The following is a 23,482-nucleotide window of genomic DNA, read 5'->3' on the forward strand; positions in this document are numbered from 1 at the left end:
CGATGTCACTCTGGACGCGCATATCGGATGCCCTGGCGGCTCTTGCGAACGGCGAAAGCCTGACGGCGGTTTTCGACCGTCTGCGCGCGCCGCCCGAACGGAGCGTCGCCTTTGCCATTGCGGTGATCGCGCTCGGGGCCAAGATGGCCAAGGCCGACGGTCACGTGACGCGGGACGAAGTGGCGGCCTTTCGCGAGGTGTTCCAGATCGCCAGGGACGACGAAGCCGGCGCGGCCAGGGTGTTCAACCTGGCGCGCACGGATGTCGCCGGGTATCAGGAATACGCCCGCCGCATCGAACGTATGTTCTCCGACGATCCCAAGACCCTGTGCGACCTGCTGGAAGGCCTGTTCCACATCGCCATGGCGGACGGTTTCTATCATCCGGGGGAAAACAGGTTCCTGGAGGACGTGGCCGAGATCTTCGGCGTGTCGGAAGCGAAATTCAAGGCGCTGCGGGCGCGGTTCGTCCCGGATGCCGGTCCCGATCCCTATACGGTTCTTGGCGTCACCCCGGACACCCCGATCGCCGATATCCGCAATGCCTGGCGGGAACTGGTGCGCGAAACCCACCCGGACCGGATGTTGGCGCGGGGGGTGCCGCAGGAAGCGATCAAACTGGCGGAACGGCGGATGATCGATATCAACCGCGCCTGGGAAGACATCAACGACAAGGCGGCGTGATGCGAATTGCGACCTACAATGTCGAATGGTTCGCCAATCTCTTTGACGACAACGACCAGCTCGTGCTGGACGACGGATGGTCCGGGCGTCAGGACGTGACCCGATCCGAACAGATCGAGGCGGTGGCCAAGGTCTTCACCGCCCTGGATGCGGACGCGGTGATGATCATCGAAGCCCCAAACACCGGGCGCAAGCAGAACACGGTGGCGGCGCTCGAGAACTTTGCCCGTGCTTTCGATCTGCGCACCACCAAGGCGGTGATGGGATTCGCCAACGAGACCCATCAGGAAATCGCGCTCATCTATGACCCGAAAATGCTGACCGCGCGCCATGATCCGGTGGGCGATCTGTCCGGCAAAAAGGGCAGCCTGGATGCGCCCCGCTTCGATGGAACCTTTCGCATCGATCTCGATATCGATGCGACCGAGGATCTGGTGCAGTTTTCCAAGCCGCCACTGGAACTGGACATCGGGACCGCCCGCGGCACCCGGCTGCGGATGATCGGCGCGCATCTGAAATCCAAGGCACCGCACGGGGCGGGGTCGCGTGACATGGCGATGCGGCTGTCGATCGCCAACCGGCGCAAGCAGCTTGCCCAGGCGATCTGGCTGCGCCAGCGCATAGACGGCCATCTGGCGCAGGGCGTCCCGGTCATTCTGCTGGGCGATCTGAACGATGGCCCCGGTCTGGACGACTATGAAAACCTGTTCGGGCGGTCTTCGGTCGAGATCCTGCTTGGGGACGATCTTTACGACCCGCATGCCCGCAAGGCGCTGGAGCGCAGGCTGGGCGCGGTGCCCACGACCTCGCGGTTCTTGTTGCGGGAGGAAAACCGCTATCTCGGGGCGCTTCTGGACTATGTGATGGTGTCGCCCGAACTGATGGCCAGCGGACCCGCCTGGCGGATCTGGCACCCGTTCGACGATGCGCGATGCTGGGAAATGGAGGAACTGCGCAACGCGCTGCTGACGGCATCGGATCATTTTCCGGTGTCGCTGGATCTGGATATCTGATCTTTGAATCCGCCGGCCCCGGTGGTTATATGGAGTCGATGAAAAAGCGTTTCGCCCTCGCCCTCGCCGCGGCTCTGTCCGCAAGTTCCGCCTCTGCGCAAGCGGCGGACGACGGAAGCGGTCTGATGGAAAAGGGGCTGGAACTGTTCCTCGACGGCTTGCGGCAGGAAATGTCGCCGGCGCTGGAAAACATGCGCAAGCTCGCCGAGGAATACGGCCCGGCGATCGCCAGCTTTCTCGAACAGATGGGGCCCGCCTTCGGCGAGATGCTGGAAGACGTGAAGGACTGGAGCGCCTACGAGCCGCCGGAAATCCTGCCGAACGGCGATATCATCCTGCGCAGGAAACAGATGCCGGACTCCGAAACGCCTCCGGTGGAACCGCCGCCGCCGGGGCAGACCGACATCTGACCGGGTTCATTTCACCACGGAAACCGAAAGCTCGGCGCCCAGGGACGTGGCGAGCGATTGCAGCCGCGCTTCGGCGACTTCGCCGAACAGAGCCTGGGCATCGGATGACAGCCGGAATTGCAGCTGCCGTTTCTGCGGAAACCAGCGCAGGCTGCTTTTGTTGCCATGCTTCTGCATCAGAAGCATGGCCCCGAATCTCATCGCCTTGCCCAGCACTTCGGCCTGTTGCTGCCGTTTCTCGTCGAGAAGGCCGAACATGTCGTCGAACCGGGTGCCTTCGCGCTTGTTGCGATAGCGGTGCATCAGGGCAAGACCGAGGAAAACCCGCTCCGAATGCTTGAGCCCGCCCAGGTTGGCGCGCGTGGCGTTGTCAAAGCAGATTTCCGCGCGATAGTCCGGATGCGCGCGCCAGCTGACGTCGTGCAGCAGGCATGCGGCCTTGACCAGCCGTTTCTGCTGATCGGGAGCGGATTTGAACAGCGGCATGACGAAATCGAACAATGTCTTGCCGAACCCCGGAAACCGCGCGTCCTTGGCTTCGGCAAAACGGCAGGCTTCGATCAGAGGGTCGCGGTCGCGCAGACGCTGCGGCATCTGTTCATAAAGCAGCCCTTCGCGGATGCCGTAGCTCGAGACCGCGATATCCTTGGGTTTGAACGTGCGGACGAGACGGCCAAGCACGTCGCAAGCGATCGGGACCAGCGCCATCCGGGCCATCGACACGCCCGATTCCAGGCGCAGCCATTCCGCATCGCTTTCTTCGATGAACCTGATCGTGGCGCGTAGATCCTTGGGTTTCATCCGGTATTCATGCAACACGCGCAGCGGGTAGTTGCGCCGCAGCATGTCGATGCGCGCAATCGCCCGCCAGCTTCCGCCGACCAGAAAAAGACGGTCGCGCTGAGGCCCCATCTTGTCGCTCAACTGGCGCATGACCCCGTCGATATGCGCCTTCCGGCCGCGCAGCCCGCCGCGGAGTCCCGCCAGTTTCAGCGGGCCGAGGGCCGAGGAAACGCGCTTGCCCACGCGTCCGTCCTTGATTTCCGCCAGTTCCATGCTGGACCCGCCGATATCGCAGACCAGCCCGTAGGAGCCGGGCCAGCCGAGCAGGACGCCCTGCGCGGACAGCCGGGCCTCTTCCTCGCCGTCGATTACCCAGAGTTTCAGTCCGGTCTCCGCCAGAACCTCGTCGCGGAATTCCTGCCCGTCCCTGGCGTCGCGGACGGCGGCGGTGGCGACGGCGGTCAGGGGCGGCAGGTCCATGCCGTCGGCGAGATGCTGAAACCGGCGCAAAGCGGCCAGCGCGCGGCGGCGGCCTTCGGGGTTGAGGCTGCCGGTTTCGGACAGCCCGGCCCCGAGGGCGCACATGATCTTTTCGTTGTAGAAATAGGCGGGACTGCGGGCCGCGCCGTCGAACACGACAAGGCGGACGGAGTTCGACCCGACGTCCACGACGCCGACACGGGACAATGCCCGCGCGCTGGGGCTGTCGAACAGCGCCCGGCCGAATGGCCCCCATTCGGGAACGGATTCTCCTGATTGCAAAGTCATGCTGCCCCCGGATGGCTCTTCGTTAAAATGCGCGATGGTTCCGGTGCGGTCAATTCCCGGTGATGTCGTCGGTATGGGTCAGTTTCGGCACATCCGACGCCCCGGCCGACCCGCGCCCGGACAGGGACGGGTTTTCCATGAAGAACCGGTGGCAGTTGAAGGCGAAAGCGCCTTCCGGCAGGTCGGCGCGGTTGAATGTCCCGTCCGGTCCCATCACCCAGCTTTGGGCGACGTCCGCCAGGTTGGCGGCCATCACCTGGCCGACGATCTGCGCCTTTACCGTGGGGTTGTTGATCTCGATCAGGGTTTCGACCCGCCGGTTGAGGTTGCGCCCCATCCAGTCGGCGGAAGAGATATAGACCCGCGCCTTCTTGCTGGGCAGGCCGTGGCCATTGCCGAAACAGACGATGCGGGAATGTTCCAGAAAGCGCCCGACGATGGATTTGACCCTTATGTTGTCGCTCAGGCCCTTGATGCCCGGTCTCAGACCGCAGATTCCGCGGATCACGAGGCTGATCTTCACCCCGCCCTGGCTGGCCGCATAGAGCGCGTCGATCACTTCGCTGTCGATGAGCGAGTTCATCTTCGCCCAGATTTCGCCCGGCCGCCCTTCCTTCACATGTTCGATTTCCGCGGCGATCATCTCGAGCAGGCGCGGTTTCAGGCTGATGGGTGAAATCGCCAGGTTCTCCAGCGCTTCGGGCTGGGCGTATCCGGACAGGAAATTGAACACCTTGGTCGCATCCCGACCCAGGGCGCGGTCGCAGGTGAAGAACGACAGGTCGGTATAGATGCGGGCGGTGATCGGATGATAATTGCCGGTGCCGTAATGGGTGTAGGTGACGAGATTGTCGCCTTCGCGCCGCACCACGGTGCTGATCTTGGCATGGGTCTTGAGGTCGAGAAACCCGTAGACCACATGCGCGCCGGCGCGTTCGAGCCGGCGGGACTGGCGGATATTGGCGGCCTCGTCGAAGCGCGCCTTGAGTTCGACCAGCGCGGTGACGGATTTGCCGTCCTCGGCGGCCTCGCACAGGGCCTCGACGATCGGGGAATTCTTGGACGTCCGGTAGAGCGTCTGCTTGATCGCCACCACATCGGGATCGCGCGCCGCCTGGGTCAGGAAGCGCACCACCATGTCGAAGGTTTCATAGGGGTGGTGCAGCAGCATGTCCTTTTGCCGGATCGCCGCGAACATGTCGCCGTCGAAATCGCTGACCCGTTCGGGAACGCGCGGCGTGAAGGCCGGCCACAGAAGATCGGGCCGGCTGTCCAGCACCAGTTCGTCCAGGTCCGCGACGCCGATCATGCCGTCGATCTCGACCACCTCGGCGGTTTCCACGCCCAGTTCCGCCATGATCGTGGACATGAGTTTCTCGGGCGCCCCGGCGGAATGGGTCAGGCGCACGACTTCGCCGCGCCGCCGCCGTTTCAGGGCGACTTCGAATTCGCGCACCAGGTCCTCGGCTTCTTCCTCGACTTCCAGATCGCTGTCGCGCAGGACGCGGAATTCGAAATGGGCCTTGAGCTTGTAGCCAGGGAACAGGCTGTCCACATGTTCCAGCAACAATTCTTCCAGCGGCAGAAAGCGATGGGAGCCGGGGTCCGAGGGCAGGGCGGTGAACCGGTCGATCTGGTGCGGAATCGGAAGCAGCGCCTGAAGCGTCCGCTTGTCCCTGGTCCGTTCCAGTTGCAGCGCCAGGCAGAAACCGGTGTTCGGAATGAACGGGAAGGGATGCGCCGGGTCGATGGCGAGCGGCGACAGGACGGGAAATACCCGGTTCAGGAAGAATTCGGCCAGGAAACTCTTGTCGGGGTCGGTCAGTTCATCGCGGCGCAGCACCGATATCCCGGCGTCTTCCATTTCGTCCTGCAGCGCGGTCAGAACCCGCTGCTGGGATTGCATCAGCCGGCGCGCGTTCTCGTTGATCAGGACAAGCTGCTCTGCGGGCGTCAGCCCGTCCGCCGCGGGCGTGGTGTTTCCCGCATGCGCGAGTTCGCGCAGACCGGCCACCCGCACGGTGTAGAATTCGTCGAGGTTGTTGGCCGAGATCGACAGGAAACGCAGCCGTTCCAGCAACGGAACACGCGCGTTTTCGGCTTCTTCCAGCACGCGCCAGTTGAACCCCAGCCAGCTGAGTTCCCGGTTGTAGAAGCGGCCCGGCCCGGAGATATCGAGATCGGGCAGGTCGACGGCGGGCAAGAACGGCGAAGCCAGGAAGTCTGCGTTGGTCATGATCCGTCCAATAGAGTCTCTGTGTGACAGAAACGTATAGATTCTATGTGCTCTTATCCATATGGCCAAGCAGGCCGGCGGCGAGTTTGCGCGACAGGGTGCGTCCCTGCGACAACGCGGCCCGGTCCAGCCGGTCGACGATGTCGGCGGCGGCCAGGAAAGACCTGTCCATGCGTTGCAGAAGAAACGGAATCACGTCGGGCCTGGGCGTGATCTGGCGATCCGCGAACAGCTTGGCGAGCACCGCCGCCAGCAAGGGGTCATCGGGTGGAGACAGGGCGATGTGGGTCGCCCCCTGAACGCGGCTCTGCAGGTCGGGCAGGGACAGTCCCCAGAGATTGGGCGACGGCCGCCCGGTCAGCAGCAGGCGGTTTCCCTGGGCCAGGGCCAGGTTGTGCAGGTGAAACAATGCGTTCTGCGCCGTCTCGTCCGTCGCGATCTCGGGCACGTCCTCGACGGCGACCGGGCCTGCGGCCAGGGCCGGCACATCCCGTTCCGTCGTCGCCGAAGCCTTGACGATCCGGGCGCCCGTGTGTGCGGCCCAGACATGGCAGAGATGGGTCTTGCCGGACCCTGCGGGGCCGGAGAGGACGAGTTTTCCCCCCGGCCAGGTGTCCGGATACTCGATCATCGCCACTGCGAGCGCGTTGGCGGGAGAGACGAAGAAATCATCCCGCCCCAGCGCCGGACGGGCTGGCAAGTCGAAACTCAGCTGTTCCGCCATTTCAGGGATTGTCCTGATCGGAAAGCCCGCGATAGAGACGGCTGTCGAGATACTGATCGATGCCGAACCGCGCGATCACGCCGAGGGCGGCGGCGACCGGCACGGCCACCAGCATGCCGACAAAGCCGAACAGCGCGCCAAAGACCGACAGGGCGAGCAGTAGCCAGACCGGGTGCAGCCCGACGGAACTGCCGACCAGTTTCGGCGTCAGCAGGTTGCCCTCGACCACCTGTCCGATGACGAAGATCAGGCCCACGAGTCCGATGGATGCCCAGTCGCCCCAGTACTGGAACAGCGCCAGCCCTATCGCCAGGGTGCCTCCGATCATGGCGCCAAGATAGGGAATGAAGGTCACAAGCCCGGCAACGAATCCCACGACCAACCCGAACTGCAAGCCGACCGCCATCAGGGCGACGGCATAATAGGTGCCCAGAATCAGGCTGACCGTGCCCATTCCCCGGATGAAGCTCGCCAGCGTCTTGTCGATGTCCGACGCGATGCGGCGGATCACTGGCGCGTGGTCGCGCGGCAGCAGCTCGTCGATGCGGGCGATCATCCGGTCCCAGTCGAGCAGCATGTAGACCGACACCACGGGCACCACCACCAGCAGGATGATAATGTTGAGAAACGAAAGGGCCGAGCCGAGAACGCCTTCGATCAGTTCCGGGCCTCGGTTCTTGATCGCGTCGCCGATGGTGCTCAGGGTTTCACGGGCGGTCGACCCCTCGACCAAGATCGACGGAAACTGCCGCGCGATGAAGGTCTGAAGGTCCCGCATCAGTTGCGGCATGATGTTGATCAGATCCACCATCTGCTTGACCAGGGCGGGAATGACCAGCAATCCCATGATGACCGCGATCAGGATCGCAACCACGGTGATCACCGCCGTCGCCGCCACCCGTGACAGCCCGGCCCGTTCCAGCCGGTCCGCAACCGGATCGATGAAATAGGCGATCGCGCTGCCAAGCACGAAAGGCAGCAGGACATCCCCCAGAAACCAGAGCACGATGGCAAAGGTGACGGCGGCGACGCCCCAGTATCTGAGCTGATCCTTGACGGGAAGCGACATTGCGGCTCCACACTGCGATTTCCGTTCTGACATCGCTCATCGTCCGCCGGGTTTCAAGAGAAAGCGATACAGCGGAGGATCATGCGAGCCATCCGCCGCGACGCCTGCATGACGCCAATGCCCGATTGCCTGAGGCGTCAGATTGGCATAGACCGCGACGGACTGCCGTCCACAAAGAGATCACCCATGCGCCTGTCCCGCTATTTCCTGCCCGTCCTGAAAGAAAACCCCGCCGAGGCGCAGATCGTCAGCCATCGGCTGATGTTGCGTGCCGGCATGATCAAGCAGGCGCAGGCCGGTATCTATTCCTGGCTGCCCCTGGGCTTCAAGGTGCTGAAGAACATCGAAAACATCGTGCACGAGGAACAGGTCAAGGCCGGGCATATCCCGATGCTGATGCCGACGCTGCAATCGGCGGACCTGTGGCGCGAAAGCGGGCGATACGACGACTACGGCGAAGAGATGCTGCGGATCACCGACCGGCATGGGCGCGACATGCTCTATGGGCCGACGAACGAAGAGCTGATCACCGACATCTTCCGCAGTCACGTGAGCAGTTACCGCGACCTGCCGCTGACGCTCTACCACATCCAGTGGAAATTCCGCGACGAGATCCGTCCGCGCTTCGGGGTGATGCGCGGCCGTGAGTTCCTGATGAAGGACGGATACAATTTCGACGTCGACAAGCCGTCGGCGCTGCACGCCTACAACCGGCACATGGTCAGCTACTTGCGCACCTATGAACGCATGGGTCTGCAGGCGATCCCGATGCGCGCGGACAGCGGCCCCATTGGCGGCGACGACACCCACGAATTCCTCGTGCTCGCGGACACCGGTGAATCCGAGGTGTTCTATGACAGCGACATACTGAACCTGAAATTCGGCGACCGGGTGGTGGATTACGACGACTGGGAAGAATGCGCGGGGATCGTGAAGGAATGGACGACTCCCTACGCCCGCACCGACGAAACCCATGATCCGGCGCTGTTTGACGCCATCCCGGAGGCGCGACGCAGGACCAGCCGGGGCATCGAGGTCGGCCAGATCTTCTATTTCGGCACCAAGTATTCCGAACCGCTGGGCGCGACGGTGCAGAACGCCGACGGCAAGGCGGTGCCGGTGCACATGGGCAGCCACGGAATCGGCGTCTCGCGCCTCCTGGGCGCGATCATCGAGGCCAGCCACGACGACAAGGGCATCATCTGGCCCGAGGGCGTGACCCCGTTCCACTGCGGCATCGTCAACCTGAAGCAGGGCGATGCCGAAGCGGACGCCGCCTGCGAAACGCTTTACGCGTCGCTCGTTGCGATGGGGCTGGAGCCGCTCTACGACGACACCAACGAACGCGCCGGGGCCAAGTTCGCGACGATGGACCTGATCGGCCTTCCCTGGCGCATCACCGTCGGCCCGCGCGGGCTGAAGAACGGGGTCGTCGAACTGACCAGCCGCCGCAGCGGTGAAAGCGAGGAACTGCCGCCGGAATTGGCGCTTGCCAAAGTGGCGGAGATCTATGCTGCACGATAGCTCCGTCTGGTGAGGCCAGAAAGGTCTGCTCAAGCCGCTGAGAAAGGACATCTACATGCGAAAAGCTTTAAACAAGTACCTCGCCCGGCATGGCCTGGAAATCATCAAGACACGCGGGTTGTATCGCCGGCAAAGGTTCTTTGATGCGGCGTTGGCACATAAACTGAATCTGGTGCGAGAAGTTGCGGAACCTCTCGACTATGTCGTTCAACGTGGACCGTTTGCAGGGCTGCGTTTGCCGGCAGAAGGGGCATGGAGCGATCATGACGTGGCAGCCAAACTGCTTGGTGCCTATGAGCAACAGTTGCATCCTCGTATCGAAGCGCTCCTGACCTTGCCGCTGGCAGCGGTGGTCAATATCGGCGCCTCTGAAGGATATTATGTTCTCGGTATGGCGCGGCGGAACGCCAATCCTCGCTATTTCGCCTATGATATAGACGAAAAGGCCACTGCGGTGCTCCAGGAGTTCAGTCAGCTGAATGGAGTAGAGGTCACTTCCCTCACCCGTTTTGACAGCGAGGATCCGCTTTGCGATCTGGGGCTGAAACAAGACGATGCGCAGGTGCTCTTTATCTATGATTGCGAAGGTTGCGAGGCAGGCATCGAAAGTTTCCCGCAAGACGTGCTCAGACGGTCGTTGTTCCTAGTCGAATTGCATGACATGTTCTGCCCAGGCGTGACCCAGCAGTTGCTTGACGTGCTTTCGCCAAGTCACGACATTGAACTGATTAATGAGACAGGCCGCGTCTTTGACGATTTCCCCGAACTTGCCGAATTGCGGATGCTCGAACAAGGATTGATCCTCGATGAGTGGCGCGCCGAAAAGATGTCCTGGCTTTATGCGGAACCCAAAGCATGAGCCGCCATGCTTTCTATTTTGTCGTTGACCGGGGGTATTTCCCGCTTTGCGAAACCATCAGCCAAGAACTACTGAGGTTGTTCGACGCGGATATCCACATCTTCGTCGAAGATACGACTCTGACAGAACTGCCAAAGGTGCATCTTACAGATCTGAGGGTACATCACCACCTCAATCGTCTGACGCCTTGTGCCCCGTCGGATTTGCCGACAGATGCCAAATGGCCCGTGGTGGTCTACCTGCGGATTTTCGCACCGCAGTTCTTGCTGGATTATGACCGTGTGGTCTATCTGGATGCGGATATCATGCCGATGCGGGCTGACCCGTTTTTGTGGGAGGCACCCTTGCCAGGTGGAGTGGGGTGCGTTCAGGACTATGCGGCTCTGGACAATGCACCCACTGCGAAACGCGGCGCAGACAGTTTGTCTCCCACCGAAAAAAAGAAAAGATGGTTGCGCTCGATCGGCGTGGAGCAGTTTGAATATTTTAATTCGGGAGTGCTGATCCTGACTCCCAAGCTTTGGGTGCAGACGGATTGGGCGCGAGAGCTCTCGAACTATGTGGCGAAGTACAAGGATACGATCGCTATGTTCGATCAGGACTTCTTGAACTGTTACTTGCAAGGCAAATGGACAGATTTCTCGCCGCGTTACAATTTTCAGTATTCGATCATGAATTTCGGTCTTGAAAAAGACCTGGTTCCGATCTTTGCGCATTTTAGCACGGGCGACAAACCCTGGTTTGGCCGCCATGCGGCCAACATACGGGACCTTGACAAGGTGGCATGTGATTTTTTCACCAAGGGGCTGAGCGATCTGGGATATGAGGCATCGGCGTTTCGCCGCCCGCAACGCCGCGATCTGTTCTCGCGCCTGAAAATACGCTTTCGGCGTCGCCTGTCTGAGATGGGCATGATGCCTCGAAAGGAACGTAAGCTGCGACGCCAATGGGCTGAGAACACCAGGGTTATGGTGGACTATCTGAACCGGGCGCGTCGTGAAGGCCGATTTGCCGACAATATCCCTGAAGTCTCGGTGGAGAGGTCATCGACATGCTTGCGGTTTGACGGCAAGACGTTGCGTTCGGATATCGCGGCTTGATGTCCGCGTCAGACCTCCGTGCTTTGAAGGCGCGGTTTGCAATCAGTCCGGGAACATGGAAGGCGTGAAGGTTGTGTCCGAAGATGATCTGCCCGCGCAAAGCGGCAAGACAACGGTACCTGCAGGAACGCTTTTTCACCCCATCGTGATTTCGCTGGATGATGCGACCGAACGCTGGGAAATTGTGCGTGACCAGTTTGCCGAGTTCGGATTTGAGGCCGAGCGCCTCCCGGCAGTCGATGGACGGGTCGAGGGGTTTCAGGGTGAAGGCTATGCGCCGCACAGCTGGCGGGATCGCTGGGAGTTGAAGCCGTCGGAGCAGGCAGTGTTCGAAAGCCATCGCAATGCGTGGCGGAGGATTGTCGAAAGCGGCGTGGCGCAAGGCATCGTCTGCGAGGATGACATCCTGGTTTCGCCCGAGTTCCGGAAACTGCCAGCGGCGCTCGATACAAGGCGGTTCGGGATTGTCAAACTGGACGGATTCTCGGCGGATCGGCACTATGGTGCGGAGTGCGCCATGAATGGCTGGACAGTTTGGGAGATCGTCGAGACGGTGCCCAGTGCCGCTTGCTACGCGCTATCTCTTTCGGCGGCGGAGCGGTTGCTGGCCGACAGTGTGACCTATTGCGAGACACTGGATGACTTTGTGTTCCGGCCGCGCGCTGGTTTGCAGCCCGTCCAGTTGTCATCTGGTGTCGCTGTGCAACGCATGTGTTGCGAGGTGCCGGAAAAGGCGGATGGACCTGCCAGTTTGCGCGAGCGCCAGGACCGGAGCCGCGCGAAAAATGGGCCCTTACCTTACCGAGCGTGGAAGGAGTGGAAGCGGCTACAACGTAGGTTTTGGAATCGAAATACACCCAAACGGCGCCCGACACTGGCAGCGGGGCTGCCCCCTTACCTGAATTGAGCAGGATGTTTCCTCACACGTGACATTTCATTCTGTCTTGACCATAGGAACGCCGAAGATCAGGTATCCGGATACGTCAAAAGGAGTCCTCATGGCCCGGAACACGCCCCCCTTTGCCCCGTTTGAATGGATGATCGCATGGCGTTATCTGCGCGCGCGGCGGGCCGAGGGCGGGGTCAGCGTGATGACCTGGATCAGCCTGGTCGGCATCACCCTGGCGGTCTTCGCGCTGATTGCGACGCTGGCGGTGCGCTCGGGGTTTCGCGCCGAATTCGTCGACACGATCCTGGGAGCCAACGCGCATGTGACCGTCTACAGCGCCGGCGCGGTGAACGATCAGAACCGCGTGGACCGGACCATGAGCGACTATCGCGAGATCGCGGACCGCGTGGCGCAGGTCGAGGGCGTGACGCGCGTCGCCCCTCTCGTCAAGGGGCAAGTCATGGCCAGCGCACAGGATCGCAACGCCGGTGTCGAGGTGTTCGGGATCTCGGCCGAGGATCTCGCCAGCCTTCCGGGCATCGCGGCTGCCGAGCAGTCCTATGGCGATCTTTCGAAATTCGGCGACGGGATCGCGCTCGGGTCCGGTGTGGCCCGCAGCATCGGCGTCACGGTGGGCGACCGGGTCAAGCTCATTTCGCCCAACGGGGTCAAGACGGCTTTCGGCACAAGCCCGCGGGTCAATGCCTACGAGGTCGTCTATGTGTTTACGGCAGGGCGTTACGATATCGACCGCACCCGCGTCTACATGCCTTTTGCCGAAGCGCAGGCCTATTTCAACCGCGAAGGCGTGGCGGATGAACTCGAAGTCATGGTGGAGAACCCGGACAGGGTCGAAGACCTGTCGCTTGAGATCCTGCGCGCCGCGGGCGAAGGCGCGCTTGTCTGGACCTGGCGGGATGCGTCGGGCGGGTTCCTGCGGGCGCTCGAGGTCGAGGACAACGTGATGTTCATCATCCTTTCGATCCTCGTTCTCATCGCGGCCATGAACATCGTGTCCGGACTGATCATGCTGGTGAAGAACAAGGGCCGCGACATCGGCATTTTGCGCACCATCGGGCTGAGCGAAGGTTCTGTCATGCGCGTCTTCTTCATCTGCGGTGCTTTCACCGGGCTGATCGGAACCGCGATGGGCGTGATCCTGGGCTGCCTGTTCGCGATCTATATCGACCCGATCTTTTCTTTCGTGAATTATGCGATGGGCGGAGGGGTCTGGGACCCGTCGATCCGCGGCATCTACAATCTTCCCGCCGAACTGAAGCTGGCGGATGTGCTGTCCGCCGTGGCCCTGTCGCTCGGTTTGTCCTTCCTGGTCACCCTGTTTCCGGCGCGTCGTGCGGCCCGCATGAACCCGGTCGAGGCGCTGCGCTATGAGTGATCCGGTCCTGAAGCTCGAAACCGTCGCCAAGACCTACAAACGCGGAATGCCCGGCGAGGTCCGGGTGTTGCATGGCTTGGACCTGACCCTCGCGCCGGGCGAGATCGTGGCACTGGTCGCGCCATCGGGCGCGGGCAAGTCGACGCTTCTGCATATCGCGGGGCTGCTCGACCTGCCGGATTCGGGCCGGATTTCGATCTGCGGGCGGGACATGACCGGCAAGGGAGACCGGGACCGCACCGGGGTCCGGCGGCGCGACGTGGGGTTCATCTATCAGTTCCACCACCTGCTGCCGGAGTTTTCGGCGATGGAAAACGTCCTTCTGCCGCAACTTGTCAACGGAACGCCGCCGCAAGCCGCGAAGGATCGCGCCGCCGCCCTGCTGGATCGGGTGGGCATCGCGGCGCGAAGCGATCACCGGCCCGCCGCGCTGTCGGGCGGCGAGCAGCAGCGCGTCGCCTTTTGCCGGGCGCTCGCCAATGAACCGCGCCTGCTGCTGGCAGACGAACCGACCGGGAATCTCGATCCGGGCACGTCGGATCAGGTGTTCAACGTGCTGATGGATCTGGTTTCCGACACCGGCCTGTCCGCCTTGATTGCTACTCACAACATTGAACTGGCCGGGCGCATGGACCGGGTCCTGCGGCTGGAAAACGGCCGGCTGCTGGAAGGTTGAGACGGGATCTTGCGCCGCCGGCCGCGGTTGAAGGCGCCGAAATCCGGCGGTATCGGGAATTCATCGCGAAACCTTGACGGCATCGCGTTGATCTGAATCATTGCGTCTGCGGGATCCTTGGTAAAGCCTGTCGCTAAGCCGCGACCTCCATCTCAACGGGAGAAGACCACATGAGCAAGTTTCGAAACAGCCTGATTGCAGCCCTTGCCTGCGCGGCTTTTCCGGTGGCCGCGCAGGACGCGCAGACCGGTGCCGAGATCTACAGGCTGCATTGCGCCACCTGTCATGGGATCGAGGCGTCCGGTCAGGGGCCGATGGCGGGCGTGCTGCTCGTCCAGCCTGTCGATCTGACGATGCTGACGGCCGGAAACGACGGGGTGTTTCCGATGGAACGGGTGGTCAGACGCATCGACGGGCGCGACCCTCTCGTCAGTCACGGCAGCCCGATGCCCGTCTACGGGTTCTTCTTTGAGGGCGAGGATACGTCGATCAAGGCGCCCAACGGCCAGCCGATTCTGACCAGCAAACCGGTTGTCGACCTGCTGACGTATCTGCAATCGATCCAGACGAACTGAACCCGGAGAACGGCATGAACTGGAAGATCTTGTCGACGATTCCGACCGTTGCGTTCATGGCCGCCTGCACGGTCGACGAAATGCCGGGTCCGAACGAGGGTGCGATGCTCTTCGCGGACAATTGCGCGGCCTGCCACGGATACAGGGCCGAAGGCGGCGAGAGCCTTATCGGCGGGGAAATCGCCCCGGACCTGACGCGCATCGCGGCCCGGAACGACGGTGTGTTTCCGCGGGCGCAGGTCATGTCGCAGATCGATGGCTATGCGCGCGGCAAGCACTCAAAAGAAGTGATGCCGGAATTTGGCGCTTTGCTCCAGGGCGATCTCGTCCCGGTCGAAGTGGATGGCACCCTGACGCCGACACCGCGCCCGCTGGCCGCCCTGCTGGCCTACCTGGAAAGCATCCAGGTGCCTTAGTCGCAGATCCCCTTCAATTCCACCCCCTTCCACGGCAGGTAGACGTCGCTTTCCCGCCGCGCCCCCGGAAGATCGGCGACCGGAAAGGCATCTTTCAGCATCCGGTGCAACCGGTGCGTGCGGGCTGCGTCCGGGGCGAGGGCGCGGCAACAGACGTATTCCTCGACGATCGCCCCTTGCTGTTCGTAGCCGTAGCTCAGGAAATCTGGGGCACTGTCCAGATCGAAGAGATAGGGGTCGTCCACGCTGCCGTGCTCGGCCGCGGCCAGAAGCGGCGTGAAGCCGGTGCGCTCCCGGTTCTGCCACTGCCAGACATGGGTCAGTTCATGCGCCAGCAACATGGATTCAACGAGGTTCAGGCGTTCGGGATAATCTTTCAGGTAGTCGTCGAGATACCAGTCCCGGACGAAATAGACCCGGTTGAACAGGGTGACGGCGGCGGGTTTGCTGGTGACGATCTCGTCCTTCAGGGGCGGCAGGATGCGTTCCCGGCAGGCCAGGCGCGGCCGCGGTTTGCGGCGAAAGGTGACGGCGGCGACGGGGGCTCCTTCGACCAGCCGCACCCGGTTCGTGTCGATGCCGCTGCCGTGCAGCATGTGCGCGAATTCGGTTTCGGTATCGGTCAGCGGACGACCGCACCCGGTCAAGAGACCAAGGATCAGGAAAAGACGCAGGATCATGGGGCGTAAAATGTCGCGCTGGCGGTCGCAATCGGTTTGCCGCTGTCTTCCTCGGTCATCCCGGCTTTCGCAAACACCAGCGCGCGTCCGGCCCGGATGACCTGCGCGTTGCACAGAATGGCCGTGCCGACGACCGGACGCAGGAACTGCGTGTGCAGATCGGTGGTGGCAAAGGGCCTGAAGCTTCCGGCATGGGCGATCGCGGCCAGCACCATCGACGTGTCCGCGAGTGCGGCCAGCGCCTGACCGGACACGATCCCGCCGATCCGCGCCAGATGTCTGGCCAGGGGCATCCGGATCAACGCATGTTCGGAGTCGATTTCCATTACGGTCAGGTCGAGGGCCAGAACCCATTCCGCGAAGTTATCCTGCAGGATTTTCTGGGCGATTTCAGGCGTCATCATATGACCTTTTCAGACAGCATGCGAAATCTTATGGCCAATCCCGGAACAGGTCGAGACGGTTCGTCCGAAATTGAAAGGATCGACCGGGGCGGTCGGTCGACTTCCCGTCGGCGATCAGAACGTCGGCGGCGTGCAGGCGCTGACGATCACGCATTTCCGTGGGCCAACCTGCCGGAACCGGTGCGGATTGCGGCTGTCGAAATAATAGGCGTCCCCCGGCCCAAGTATCTTGCGCCGATCGCCCACGGTGATCTCTATGCGCCCTTCGATGACGATTCCGCCTTCTTCGGCCTCATGTCCATACTTGACCCGGCCCGTGTCCGCGCCGATGTCATAGGTTTCCTTGAGGATCATCATCGCCCGGCCGGCAAGGCTGGTCCCGACCTGCTTCAGCGACACCCCGCCCTTGCCGATCTCCGGCAGATCTTCGGCCGCATAGAAAACGTCCTTCTCCGCCTCGGGCTGGAAAGCGAAGAATTCCGACAGGCTTATCGCCAGCCCGTCGAGTATTCTGCGCAGGGCTCCGACGGAGGGATTCATCTTGCCGGATTCGATCAGCGAGATCGTGGAATTCGGCACGCCTGTCGCCTTTGCCAGGCCGCGCTGGGACAGCCCCGACCTTTCGCGCAACAGCTTCAGGCGCAGGCCCAGTTGCTTGTCTTCCTCCATGCCGGCAAACATGTTTGTTATCCTGAACGATTTGCGATCCCATCGTTGTATTTCAGGCTGTTGCCCGTATCAAGAAACAGCCTTTCCAATAATTTTGAACACCCTATGGTGGCCGGAAATTCCTTGGGATTCGTGCTCCCAACCAGCCAGAAAGGAAGCGAGATGACCAACGCAGAAATCTCCAGACGCCGCGACGCCGCCATCGCTCAGGGGGTCGGCATGCAAACGCAGGTCTATGTCGAGCGGGCGCTGAACTCGGAAGTCTGGGATGTCGAAGGCAAGCGTTACATCGATTTCGCCGCCGGCATCGCCGTGGTCAACACCGGGCATTGCCATCCGAAGGTCATGGAGGCGGTTCAGAAACAGGTGGGGCAGTTCACGCACACCTGTCACCAGGTTCTGCCCTATGAAAACTACATCCGGCTCGCGGAACGTCTGAACGACAAGGTGCCGGGGGACTTCGAAAAGAAGACAGTCTTCGTCACAACCGGGGCGGAAGCCGTTGAAAACGCGATCAAGATCGCGCGGGCCGCCACCGGCCGGCCGGCTGTCATCGCCTTTGGCGGGGCGTTTCACGGCCGCACCTTCATGGGCATGTCGCTGACCGGCAAGGTCATGCCCTACAAGAAGGGGTTCGGGGCGATGATGCCCGACGTCTATCATGTTCCGTTCCCGATCGAACTGCACGGCACCTCGACGCAAGAGGCGCTGGGCGCGCTGACCAAGCTGTTCAAGGCCGATCTGGACCCTGGCCGCGTCGCCGCGATCATCATCGAGCCGGTTCAGGGCGAAGGCGGGTTCTATCCGGCGCCGGCGGAACTGATGCGCGGTCTGCGCAGGCTTTGCGACGAGCATGGGATCGTGATGGTCGCCGATGAGGTCCAGACCGGCTTTGCCCGCACCGGCAAGCTGTTCGCGATGGAAGGCTACGACGTGGCCGCCGACCTGACGACCATGGCGAAAGGCCTGGCCGGGGGGCTGCCTCTTGCCGCCGTGACCGGCCGCAAGGACCTGATGGATGCCGCGCAGCCCGGCGGGCTTGGCGGAACCTACGGCGGCAACCCGCTGGGCATCGCCGCCGCCAATGCGGTGCTGGACGTGATCGAGGAAGAAGACCTCTGCAATCGCGCCAACGAACTGGGTTCACGCCTGAAGCAGCGTCTGGAATCGATCCGCGAACGCACGCCGGAGATGGTGGATGTGCGTGGACCGGGCTTCATGGTCGCGGCGGAATTCAACACGGCCGACGGCAAGGCACCCAACCCGGAAATGGCCAACGCGATCCGCGCCGAGGCCCTGAACCGGGGCCTGGTTCTGCTGACCTGCGGTGTCTACGGTAACGTGATCCGGTTCCTGGCGCCGCTGACCGTGCAGGACGGCATATTCTCGGAAGCCCTGGACATTCTGGAAGCCTCTATCGACGCCGTGAAGAACAACTAGCCTTGGTCCGCCGGTCGGATCGCCTTCGTTCAGAGGTGCGAGGGCGATCCGGCCAGGCAAGTGTGGAACCGCCGGGTCTGGCGTGGCGGTCCCAACCGACGTTTCTTTGCAATGCCCGATTTCGGGCACGGCGGGGCGAGTTCCAACGGGAACGGGGCGGGCCGCCGCCCATGTGGTTGCGCATCTATCGGTCAGTGACCTAGACTGCGATTCGACGCAGTCGACGGGCAGGATCATGGCGCGACCCATTGTTGGAATCATCGGGAATTCCTATCTGATCAACGATCAATATCCGGCGCATGCCGGCGGGACGCACAATTCCGAAGCGGTGGCCGAAGTCTCCGATTGCCTGCCGATGCTGATACCCGCCGACCCCCGTTTCCTGTCGGTCGAGGAACTGCTGGAAACCTGCGACGGGTTCCTGCTGACCGGAGGCCGGCCAAACGTCCACCCTGAGGAATATGGCGAGGCCGCGACCGAGGCGCATGGCGCGTTTGACCGGGCCCGCGATGCGATCACCCTGCCGCTGGTGCGCGCCTGTGTCGAGCGGGGCCAGCCGTTCCTGGGAATCTGCCGCGGTTTCCAGGAGGTCAATGTGGCGATGGGCGGCACGCTCCACCCGGAAATCCGCGATCTGCCCGGCCGGATGAATCACCGCATGCCGCCGGACGGCACCCTGGAAGAGAAATTCGCCCTGCGCCATGCCGTGACCCTGACCAGGGGCGGCACCTTTCACCGTCTGTTCGGCGCAAGCGAAGTGATGACGAACACGCTGCACGGGCAGGGAATCCTGAAGCCCGGCCATCGCATCGTCATCGACGGCGTCGCGCCCGACGGCACACCGGAAGCGATCTATGTGGATGGCGCCGCCGGGTTCACGCTCTCGGTCCAGTGGCACCCGGAGTGGGACGCGGCGAACGATCCGGTGTCGCGGCCGCTGTTCACGGCTTTTGGCGATGCGGTGCGCGCATGGTCGGCGCGGGTGCCGCTTCAGAAATCGGCGTGACCGGCCCGCGGTTGTTCCTGTGCTGCCCGTTGCGCCAGGGTCGCTCTGGTGACGCGCAAAGGGGGAGGGCAAGGTGAAAGTCCTGATCTGCTATGCCTCGACCGAGGGCCAGACCCGCAAGATCGCCCGGTTCTGCGCCGACACCCTGTTCGCGCAGGGCCACAGCGCCGAGGTGCTGCCGGTCGCGCTGGCCGATCCGATCGACCTCGCGGTGTTTGACGCTGTCATCGTGGCCGGTTCGGTCCACCTTGGCCGGCTTCAGGCCGAGCTGTCGGATTTCGTGACGGCGCATGGTGAAATGCTGAACGGCATGCCGACCCTGTTCCTCGTGGTTTCGCTGGCGGCGGCGGGACAGGATGAAGGCGACCGTCGCGATCTGGACGGGATCGCTTCCGACTTCTGCGACCGTGCGGGGTGGTCGCCGGGGGCGACGCACCACCTTGCCGGGGCCTTCCGGTTTTCCGAGTATGATTTCTTCAAGTCGCTCGCGATGCGCTATGTGGCGTCGCAACACGGGCAGACCGTCGATCCGCACGCGGATAAGGAATATACCGACTGGTCCGCCTTGTCGGACCTGCTGAGGGACTGGCCCGCCCCGAAGGCCGGGGCGGGCTGACAGCATCAGATCAGCAGGTCGAAGGTCTTGCGGAACGGCAGTTCGCGCGCGCGCGTTCCGGTCAGATCGAAAAGCGCGTTGCCAAGCGCCGGCATCGCGGGCGGGGTGCCCGGTTCGCCGGCGCCGCCCATGTAGGTGTTGGTTTCCAGGATGCTGACCTCGGTAATCGGTGCCGTATGCATCCGGATCGCGTCATAGTCCGGAAAATTCCGCTGTTCCACCGCGCCATCGGCAAAGGTGATTTCCTCGTAGCAGGCCGCGGACAGCCCGTAGACCATGCCGCCGATCATCTGCGCCTCGACGATGCCGCGATCCAGCGCGATGCCCATGTCGCAGGCGATCCAGGCCTTGCTGATGCGGATCGTGCCGTTCTCGTCCATCACTTCGATCACCTGCGCGACCGGGGTGCCGAAACTGTAGGTGAAGCCGACGCCGCGCCCGACGCCGTCGGGTGTCTTGCCGGTCCAGCCGGACATGTCGCGCACCGCCTTGAGCGTCGCGGCACTCGGGGCGTGTTCGGCCTCCACCAGTTCCAGCCGGAAATCGAGCGGATCGCGCCCCGCCGCATGGGCCATTTCGTCGATGAACGTGTCATGGAAGAATCCGTTGAACGACGCGCCGACGCTGCGCCAGAACCCGACGGGAATGCCGAGATCGGCGAGATAGCCCCGGACCCTGTAGTTCGGGATCGCGAAGGGCTGGTTGAATGCGCCGTCCACGTGAATCTTGTCCGGACCCGCCGGCGGCAGGCCGATCCATCGGTTCATCGCTTGCCGCGCCGCCGACTGCCCGGCAATCCGGCCATCCAGCATCACGGCCTTGCCGTCCTTGACCGCGCCCCTGAACCGGGCCATCGCGCCGGGACGGTAGAAGTCGTGGGTCATGTCCTCTTCGCGCGACCAGGTGAGCTGCACCGGCACGTCTGGCATCTGGATGGCGATTTTCGTCGCGTAGGCGGCGAAGTCCAGTTCGCCGCGGCGCCCAAAGCCGCCGCCCATGAAGGTCGTGTGGATCTTCACGGCATCCGGATCCAGACCGGCCAGTTCCGCGCAGGTCGACTGCTGGAAGGTCGGCGACTGGTTGCCGCACCAGATTTCCAGCGCGTTCCCGGTGAAAAGCGCCGTCGCATTCATGGGCTCCATCGTGGCGTGGGCGAGGTAGGGCGCACGGTATTCGGCCGATAACTCGGTCGCGCCTTCGGGTGGCTCGCCCACGTCGCCCGTGTCGCGCATGGCAGAATTTTCATCCGTATCAAAAGCTTCGGCGATCCGGGCGAAGACCGTGTCAGTGTCCGGCGGGTTGGGAGAGACGTCCCAGTCGACCTCTATCGCGTCGACCGCCTGCTGCGCGAGCCAGGTGTTTCTGGCGACCACCGCGACCCCGTTGCCAAGATCGACGATCCTTTCCACGCCCGGCATGTCGATCGCGGAGGACGGGTCAAAACCGATCATCGATCCGCCCAGGTGCGGGTTGATCCTGAGCGCCGCGAATTTCAGTCCCGGCAAACGAATGTCGATGCCGAATTCCGCGGTGCCGGTGGACTTGGCCACCATGTCGACTCGGGGCAGGGATTTGCCGAGCAGCTGCCATTCCCGCGCATCCCGCAGGGTGACGGCGGGCGGGTCGATATCCGCCGCCTCCGCCGCGAGGTCGGAATAGGGCAGGGCGGTTCCGTCCGGCGCGATGACCTGGCCGGCCTCGGTGCGAAGCTGGTCGCGCGACAGGCCAAGACGGTTGGCGGCCGCCTGTTTCAGCGTCTCGCGCGCTGTCGCGCCCGCTTCGCGCATCCGCACGAAACCGTCCTTCATCGAGGTGGATCCGCCGGTGATCTGCAGATTGACCAGCTTTCCCAGCACCCCGAGCGCTTCACCCACCGCATGCTGGAACCCGGAGATGTCGTAACCCTTGTTCGGCAGGATATCCGCCATCATGGCGGTGTTGTAATAGGCTTTGGCGGCAGGGCCGTGCAGCACCCGCACGTCTTGCAGCGCCACATCGAGTTCCTCGGCGATCAGGGCGGCCCAGGTGGTGTGCACACCCTGGCCCATTTCGGCGCGGGGCGAAATCAGCGTGACGCCCTGCCGGTCGATCAGGATGAACGGATTGAGCGCGGTTTCGCCTTCCGTCGGCGCCAGCGGATTGGGGGCCGGCTTGCGCAGCGTATAAACGCCAAAGGCGACGCCGCCGACGATGGCGACCGAGCCGATCAGAAAGGTGCGGCGGGCGATTGTTCCGAGTCGCGACATGGGTTCAGGCCTCCTTCATCTTGGCGGATGCGGCCCTGATGGCGGCCCGGATGCGGGTATAGGTGCCGCAGCGGCACAGGTTGCCCTGCATCGCATCGTCGATTTCGGTGTCGGTCGGATCGGGGTTTTCGGCCAGCAGCGCCGCAGCCTGCATGATCTGCCCGGATTGGCAGTATCCGCATTGCGCGACCTGGTGATCGACCCAGGCCTGCTGGATCGTGGCCATTGCGTCCGGTGTGCCCAGACCTTCGATGGTCGTGACATCGCCCCAGACATCGGACAGCGTCACCTGGCAGCTGCGCACCGCTTCGCCGTCGATCTGGACCGTGCAGGCGCCGCAGGCGGCGACACCGCAGCCGAATTTCGTTCCGGTCAGGCCGATTTCATCGCGCAGCACCCAAAGCAGCGGCACATCGTCGGGCAGATCCACCTGGTGCCTTGTTCCGTTGATCGTGAGTGATGTTGTCATGGCATGCCCCGTTCCGGCTTGGGATGAGTTCTGACAAAAATATCGTATTTTGTCATTTTGTCAATAGAGAATTGACAAAACCGGCGGAGAATGTCAGGCCAGTGAGCATGAAAGACGCTGCGGTTCAGGACAAGCAAAACGCCATTCTGCAATCGGCCTGGCAGGCCTTTGCCACCTATGGCTATCGCAAGACATCGATGGATGACATCGCGCGCGGCGCGGGCATGTCGCGCCCGGCGGTGTATTTGCATTATCGCAACAAGGACGACATCTTCCGCAGTCTGGTGCAGCACTACTATGACACCGCAGCCGATGCTGTCGCCGTGGCGTTGAGGCGCGATGCGACGCCGGATTCCGTTCTGGCCGCAGCCTTTGACGCCCAGCTCGGCGATACCATGGAGGCGATGTTGACCTCGCCGCACGGAATGGAGCTGCTGGACACGGGCGTGGCGATGGCGGCCGACATCAAGGCGGCGGGGGAATCGCGGCTGGCGGCGCTCTACGCGGCTTGGCTGCGTCGCGCCGCCACGAACGGCAGGATCCGCCTGCCGGAACCGGCGGAGCAGGTCGCCGGCACGATCGCGGCGGCTTTGAAAGGGGTCAAGGCGAACGGGTCCGATTTCGCCACGGTCAGGGCGCGCCTGACGATCCTCGCCCGCCTGATCGGGCAGGGGCTTGCCGCCGACCGCTAGGCGGCGTCTTCATTAAAGGGATTCCCTTGCTGGCAAGTTTCTGATTCAAGATCGAAAACGGAGGCGGTCTTGAGCAGACGAACCCTGACAGACGCGCAATGGGCGCGCATCGAACCCCTCGTTCCGGGCAAGAAAGGCG

At 62.9% G+C, this 23,482-nt stretch carries 24 protein-coding genes; 15 read left to right on the forward strand and 9 right to left on the reverse strand.

What is annotated here, in order from left to right:
• Nucleotides 1-2: 2 nt before the first annotated feature.
• Genes QO034_RS17760 through QO034_RS17770 form a run of 3 tightly spaced genes read left to right on the forward strand, consistent with a single transcriptional unit; the run spans nucleotide 3 to nucleotide 2,106 of the window.
• The gene (locus QO034_RS17760; protein WP_284486872.1) at nucleotides 3-683 is read left to right on the forward strand and encodes a molecular chaperone DjiA; all 681 of its coding nucleotides are present in this window, start codon (nucleotides 3-5) and stop codon (nucleotides 681-683) included.
• Nucleotides 683-1,696, forward strand: coding sequence for an endonuclease/exonuclease/phosphatase family protein (locus QO034_RS17765; RefSeq protein ID WP_284486873.1), 1,014 nt, complete (start codon nucleotides 683-685; stop codon nucleotides 1,694-1,696). Before QO034_RS17760 ends, QO034_RS17765 begins: the two co-directional genes overlap by 1 nt.
• A 38-nt stretch (nucleotides 1,697-1,734) precedes the next feature.
• A complete protein-coding gene (locus QO034_RS17770; RefSeq protein ID WP_284486874.1) occupies nucleotides 1,735-2,106 on the forward strand; it encodes a hypothetical protein in 372 nt (123 codons plus the stop codon).
• A gap of 6 nt (nucleotides 2,107-2,112) precedes the next feature.
• On the opposite strand, the gene QO034_RS17775 is transcribed toward QO034_RS17770, so the two are convergent.
• Genes QO034_RS17775 through QO034_RS17790 form a run of 4 tightly spaced genes read right to left on the reverse strand, consistent with a single transcriptional unit; the run spans nucleotide 2,113 to nucleotide 7,686 of the window.
• Complete coding sequence (locus tag QO034_RS17775) at nucleotides 2,113-3,657, reverse strand: Ppx/GppA family phosphatase (RefSeq protein WP_284486875.1); 1,545 nt, start codon at nucleotides 3,655-3,657, stop codon at nucleotides 2,113-2,115.
• A gap of 49 nt (nucleotides 3,658-3,706) precedes the next feature.
• Nucleotides 3,707-5,893 carry an RNA degradosome polyphosphate kinase gene (locus QO034_RS17780; protein ID WP_284486876.1) on the reverse strand — a complete coding sequence of 729 codons (2,187 nt, stop codon included), beginning with the start codon at nucleotides 5,891-5,893 and terminating at the stop codon, nucleotides 3,707-3,709.
• A 43-nt stretch (nucleotides 5,894-5,936) separates the two neighbouring features.
• On the reverse strand, nucleotides 5,937-6,617 hold the full coding sequence (locus QO034_RS17785; protein ID WP_284486877.1) for a P-loop NTPase family protein: 681 nt from the start codon (nucleotides 6,615-6,617) through the stop codon (nucleotides 5,937-5,939).
• 1 nt (nucleotide 6,618) lies between these two features.
• Entirely contained in the window at nucleotides 6,619-7,686 is a 1,068-nt protein-coding gene (locus QO034_RS17790; RefSeq protein WP_284486878.1) for an AI-2E family transporter, read from the reverse strand.
• Nucleotides 7,687-7,872: 186 nt separating this feature from the next.
• Between QO034_RS17790 and proS the strand changes: the two genes are divergently transcribed.
• From proS to QO034_RS17830, 8 genes are all read left to right on the forward strand, one after another.
• Nucleotides 7,873-9,210, forward strand: a complete 1,338-nt coding sequence (proS, locus tag QO034_RS17795; RefSeq protein WP_284486879.1) for a proline--tRNA ligase — start codon at nucleotides 7,873-7,875, stop codon at nucleotides 9,208-9,210.
• A 55-nt stretch (nucleotides 9,211-9,265) separates the two neighbouring features.
• Entirely contained in the window at nucleotides 9,266-10,069 is an 804-nt protein-coding gene (locus QO034_RS17800) for a hypothetical protein (RefSeq protein ID WP_284486880.1), read from the forward strand.
• Nucleotides 10,066-11,169 carry a glycosyltransferase family 8 protein gene (locus QO034_RS17805; RefSeq protein ID WP_284486881.1) on the forward strand — a complete coding sequence of 368 codons (1,104 nt, stop codon included), beginning with the start codon at nucleotides 10,066-10,068 and terminating at the stop codon, nucleotides 11,167-11,169. Before QO034_RS17800 ends, QO034_RS17805 begins: the two co-directional genes overlap by 4 nt.
• 55 nt (nucleotides 11,170-11,224) lie before the next feature.
• On the forward strand, nucleotides 11,225-12,076 hold the full coding sequence (locus tag QO034_RS17810; RefSeq protein ID WP_284486882.1) for a glycosyltransferase family 25 protein: 852 nt from the start codon (nucleotides 11,225-11,227) through the stop codon (nucleotides 12,074-12,076).
• A 91-nt stretch (nucleotides 12,077-12,167) separates the two neighbouring features.
• Complete coding sequence (locus QO034_RS17815) at nucleotides 12,168-13,454, forward strand: lipoprotein-releasing ABC transporter permease subunit (RefSeq protein WP_284486883.1); 1,287 nt, start codon at nucleotides 12,168-12,170, stop codon at nucleotides 13,452-13,454.
• Nucleotides 13,447-14,130: an ABC transporter ATP-binding protein gene (locus QO034_RS17820; RefSeq protein ID WP_284486884.1), complete on the forward strand. Its 684-nt coding sequence runs from the start codon at nucleotides 13,447-13,449 to the stop codon at nucleotides 14,128-14,130. Before QO034_RS17815 ends, QO034_RS17820 begins: the two co-directional genes overlap by 8 nt.
• 170 nt (nucleotides 14,131-14,300) lie before the next feature.
• On the forward strand, nucleotides 14,301-14,705 hold the full coding sequence (locus tag QO034_RS17825; RefSeq protein ID WP_284486885.1) for a c-type cytochrome: 405 nt from the start codon (nucleotides 14,301-14,303) through the stop codon (nucleotides 14,703-14,705).
• Nucleotides 14,706-14,719: 14 nt separating this feature from the next.
• Entirely contained in the window at nucleotides 14,720-15,121 is a 402-nt protein-coding gene (locus QO034_RS17830; protein WP_284486886.1) for a c-type cytochrome, read from the forward strand.
• Here QO034_RS17830 and QO034_RS17835 read toward each other — a convergent pair.
• The 3 genes from QO034_RS17835 to QO034_RS17845 all read right to left on the reverse strand — a co-directional run bounded on the left by QO034_RS17835 (nucleotide 15,118) and on the right by QO034_RS17845 (nucleotide 16,886).
• Nucleotides 15,118-15,801 (reverse strand): hypothetical protein, encoded by a 684-nt coding sequence (locus tag QO034_RS17835; protein WP_284486887.1) that lies wholly within the window; start codon nucleotides 15,799-15,801, stop codon nucleotides 15,118-15,120. The two genes, QO034_RS17830 and QO034_RS17835, sit on opposite strands and share 4 nt — an antisense overlap.
• Nucleotides 15,798-16,205, reverse strand: coding sequence for a PaaI family thioesterase (locus tag QO034_RS17840; protein ID WP_284486888.1), 408 nt, complete (start codon nucleotides 16,203-16,205; stop codon nucleotides 15,798-15,800). The genes QO034_RS17835 and QO034_RS17840 overlap by 4 nt, the downstream gene beginning before the upstream one ends.
• Nucleotides 16,206-16,319: 114 nt before the next feature.
• Nucleotides 16,320-16,886, reverse strand: coding sequence for a cupin domain-containing protein (locus QO034_RS17845; RefSeq protein ID WP_284486889.1), 567 nt, complete (start codon nucleotides 16,884-16,886; stop codon nucleotides 16,320-16,322).
• Nucleotides 16,887-17,036: 150 nt separating this feature from the next.
• On the opposite strand from QO034_RS17845, the gene QO034_RS17850 reads away from it, so the two are divergent.
• The 3 genes from QO034_RS17850 (at nucleotide 17,037) to QO034_RS17860 (ending at nucleotide 19,936) form a co-directional block, all read left to right on the forward strand.
• Nucleotides 17,037-18,314 carry a 4-aminobutyrate--2-oxoglutarate transaminase gene (locus QO034_RS17850; protein ID WP_284486890.1) on the forward strand — a complete coding sequence of 426 codons (1,278 nt, stop codon included), beginning with the start codon at nucleotides 17,037-17,039 and terminating at the stop codon, nucleotides 18,312-18,314.
• 235 nt (nucleotides 18,315-18,549) lie between these two features.
• Entirely contained in the window at nucleotides 18,550-19,320 is a 771-nt protein-coding gene (locus QO034_RS17855; protein ID WP_284486891.1) for a gamma-glutamyl-gamma-aminobutyrate hydrolase family protein, read from the forward strand.
• Between the two features lie 73 nt (nucleotides 19,321-19,393).
• Nucleotides 19,394-19,936, forward strand: a complete 543-nt coding sequence (locus tag QO034_RS17860) for a flavodoxin domain-containing protein (RefSeq protein ID WP_284486892.1) — start codon at nucleotides 19,394-19,396, stop codon at nucleotides 19,934-19,936.
• 5 nt (nucleotides 19,937-19,941) lie between these two features.
• On the opposite strand, the gene QO034_RS17865 is transcribed toward QO034_RS17860, so the two are convergent.
• Together QO034_RS17865 and QO034_RS17870 are read right to left on the reverse strand one after the other, a co-directional pair.
• Nucleotides 19,942-22,182 carry a xanthine dehydrogenase family protein molybdopterin-binding subunit gene (locus QO034_RS17865; protein WP_284486893.1) on the reverse strand — a complete coding sequence of 747 codons (2,241 nt, stop codon included), beginning with the start codon at nucleotides 22,180-22,182 and terminating at the stop codon, nucleotides 19,942-19,944.
• A gap of 4 nt (nucleotides 22,183-22,186) precedes the next feature.
• Complete coding sequence (locus tag QO034_RS17870) at nucleotides 22,187-22,651, reverse strand: (2Fe-2S)-binding protein (RefSeq protein ID WP_284486894.1); 465 nt, start codon at nucleotides 22,649-22,651, stop codon at nucleotides 22,187-22,189.
• Nucleotides 22,652-22,758: 107 nt separating this feature from the next.
• Here QO034_RS17870 and QO034_RS17875 point away from each other — a divergent pair, with 107 nt between their 5' ends.
• Nucleotides 22,759-23,343, forward strand: coding sequence for a TetR/AcrR family transcriptional regulator (locus tag QO034_RS17875; protein ID WP_284486895.1), 585 nt, complete (start codon nucleotides 22,759-22,761; stop codon nucleotides 23,341-23,343).
• Nucleotides 23,344-23,482: the final 139 nt, after the last annotated feature.

It is taken from the genome of Sedimentitalea xiamensis, assembly GCF_030164465.1.
Classification (GTDB): Bacteria; Pseudomonadota; Alphaproteobacteria; order Rhodobacterales; family Rhodobacteraceae; genus Sedimentitalea; species Sedimentitalea xiamensis.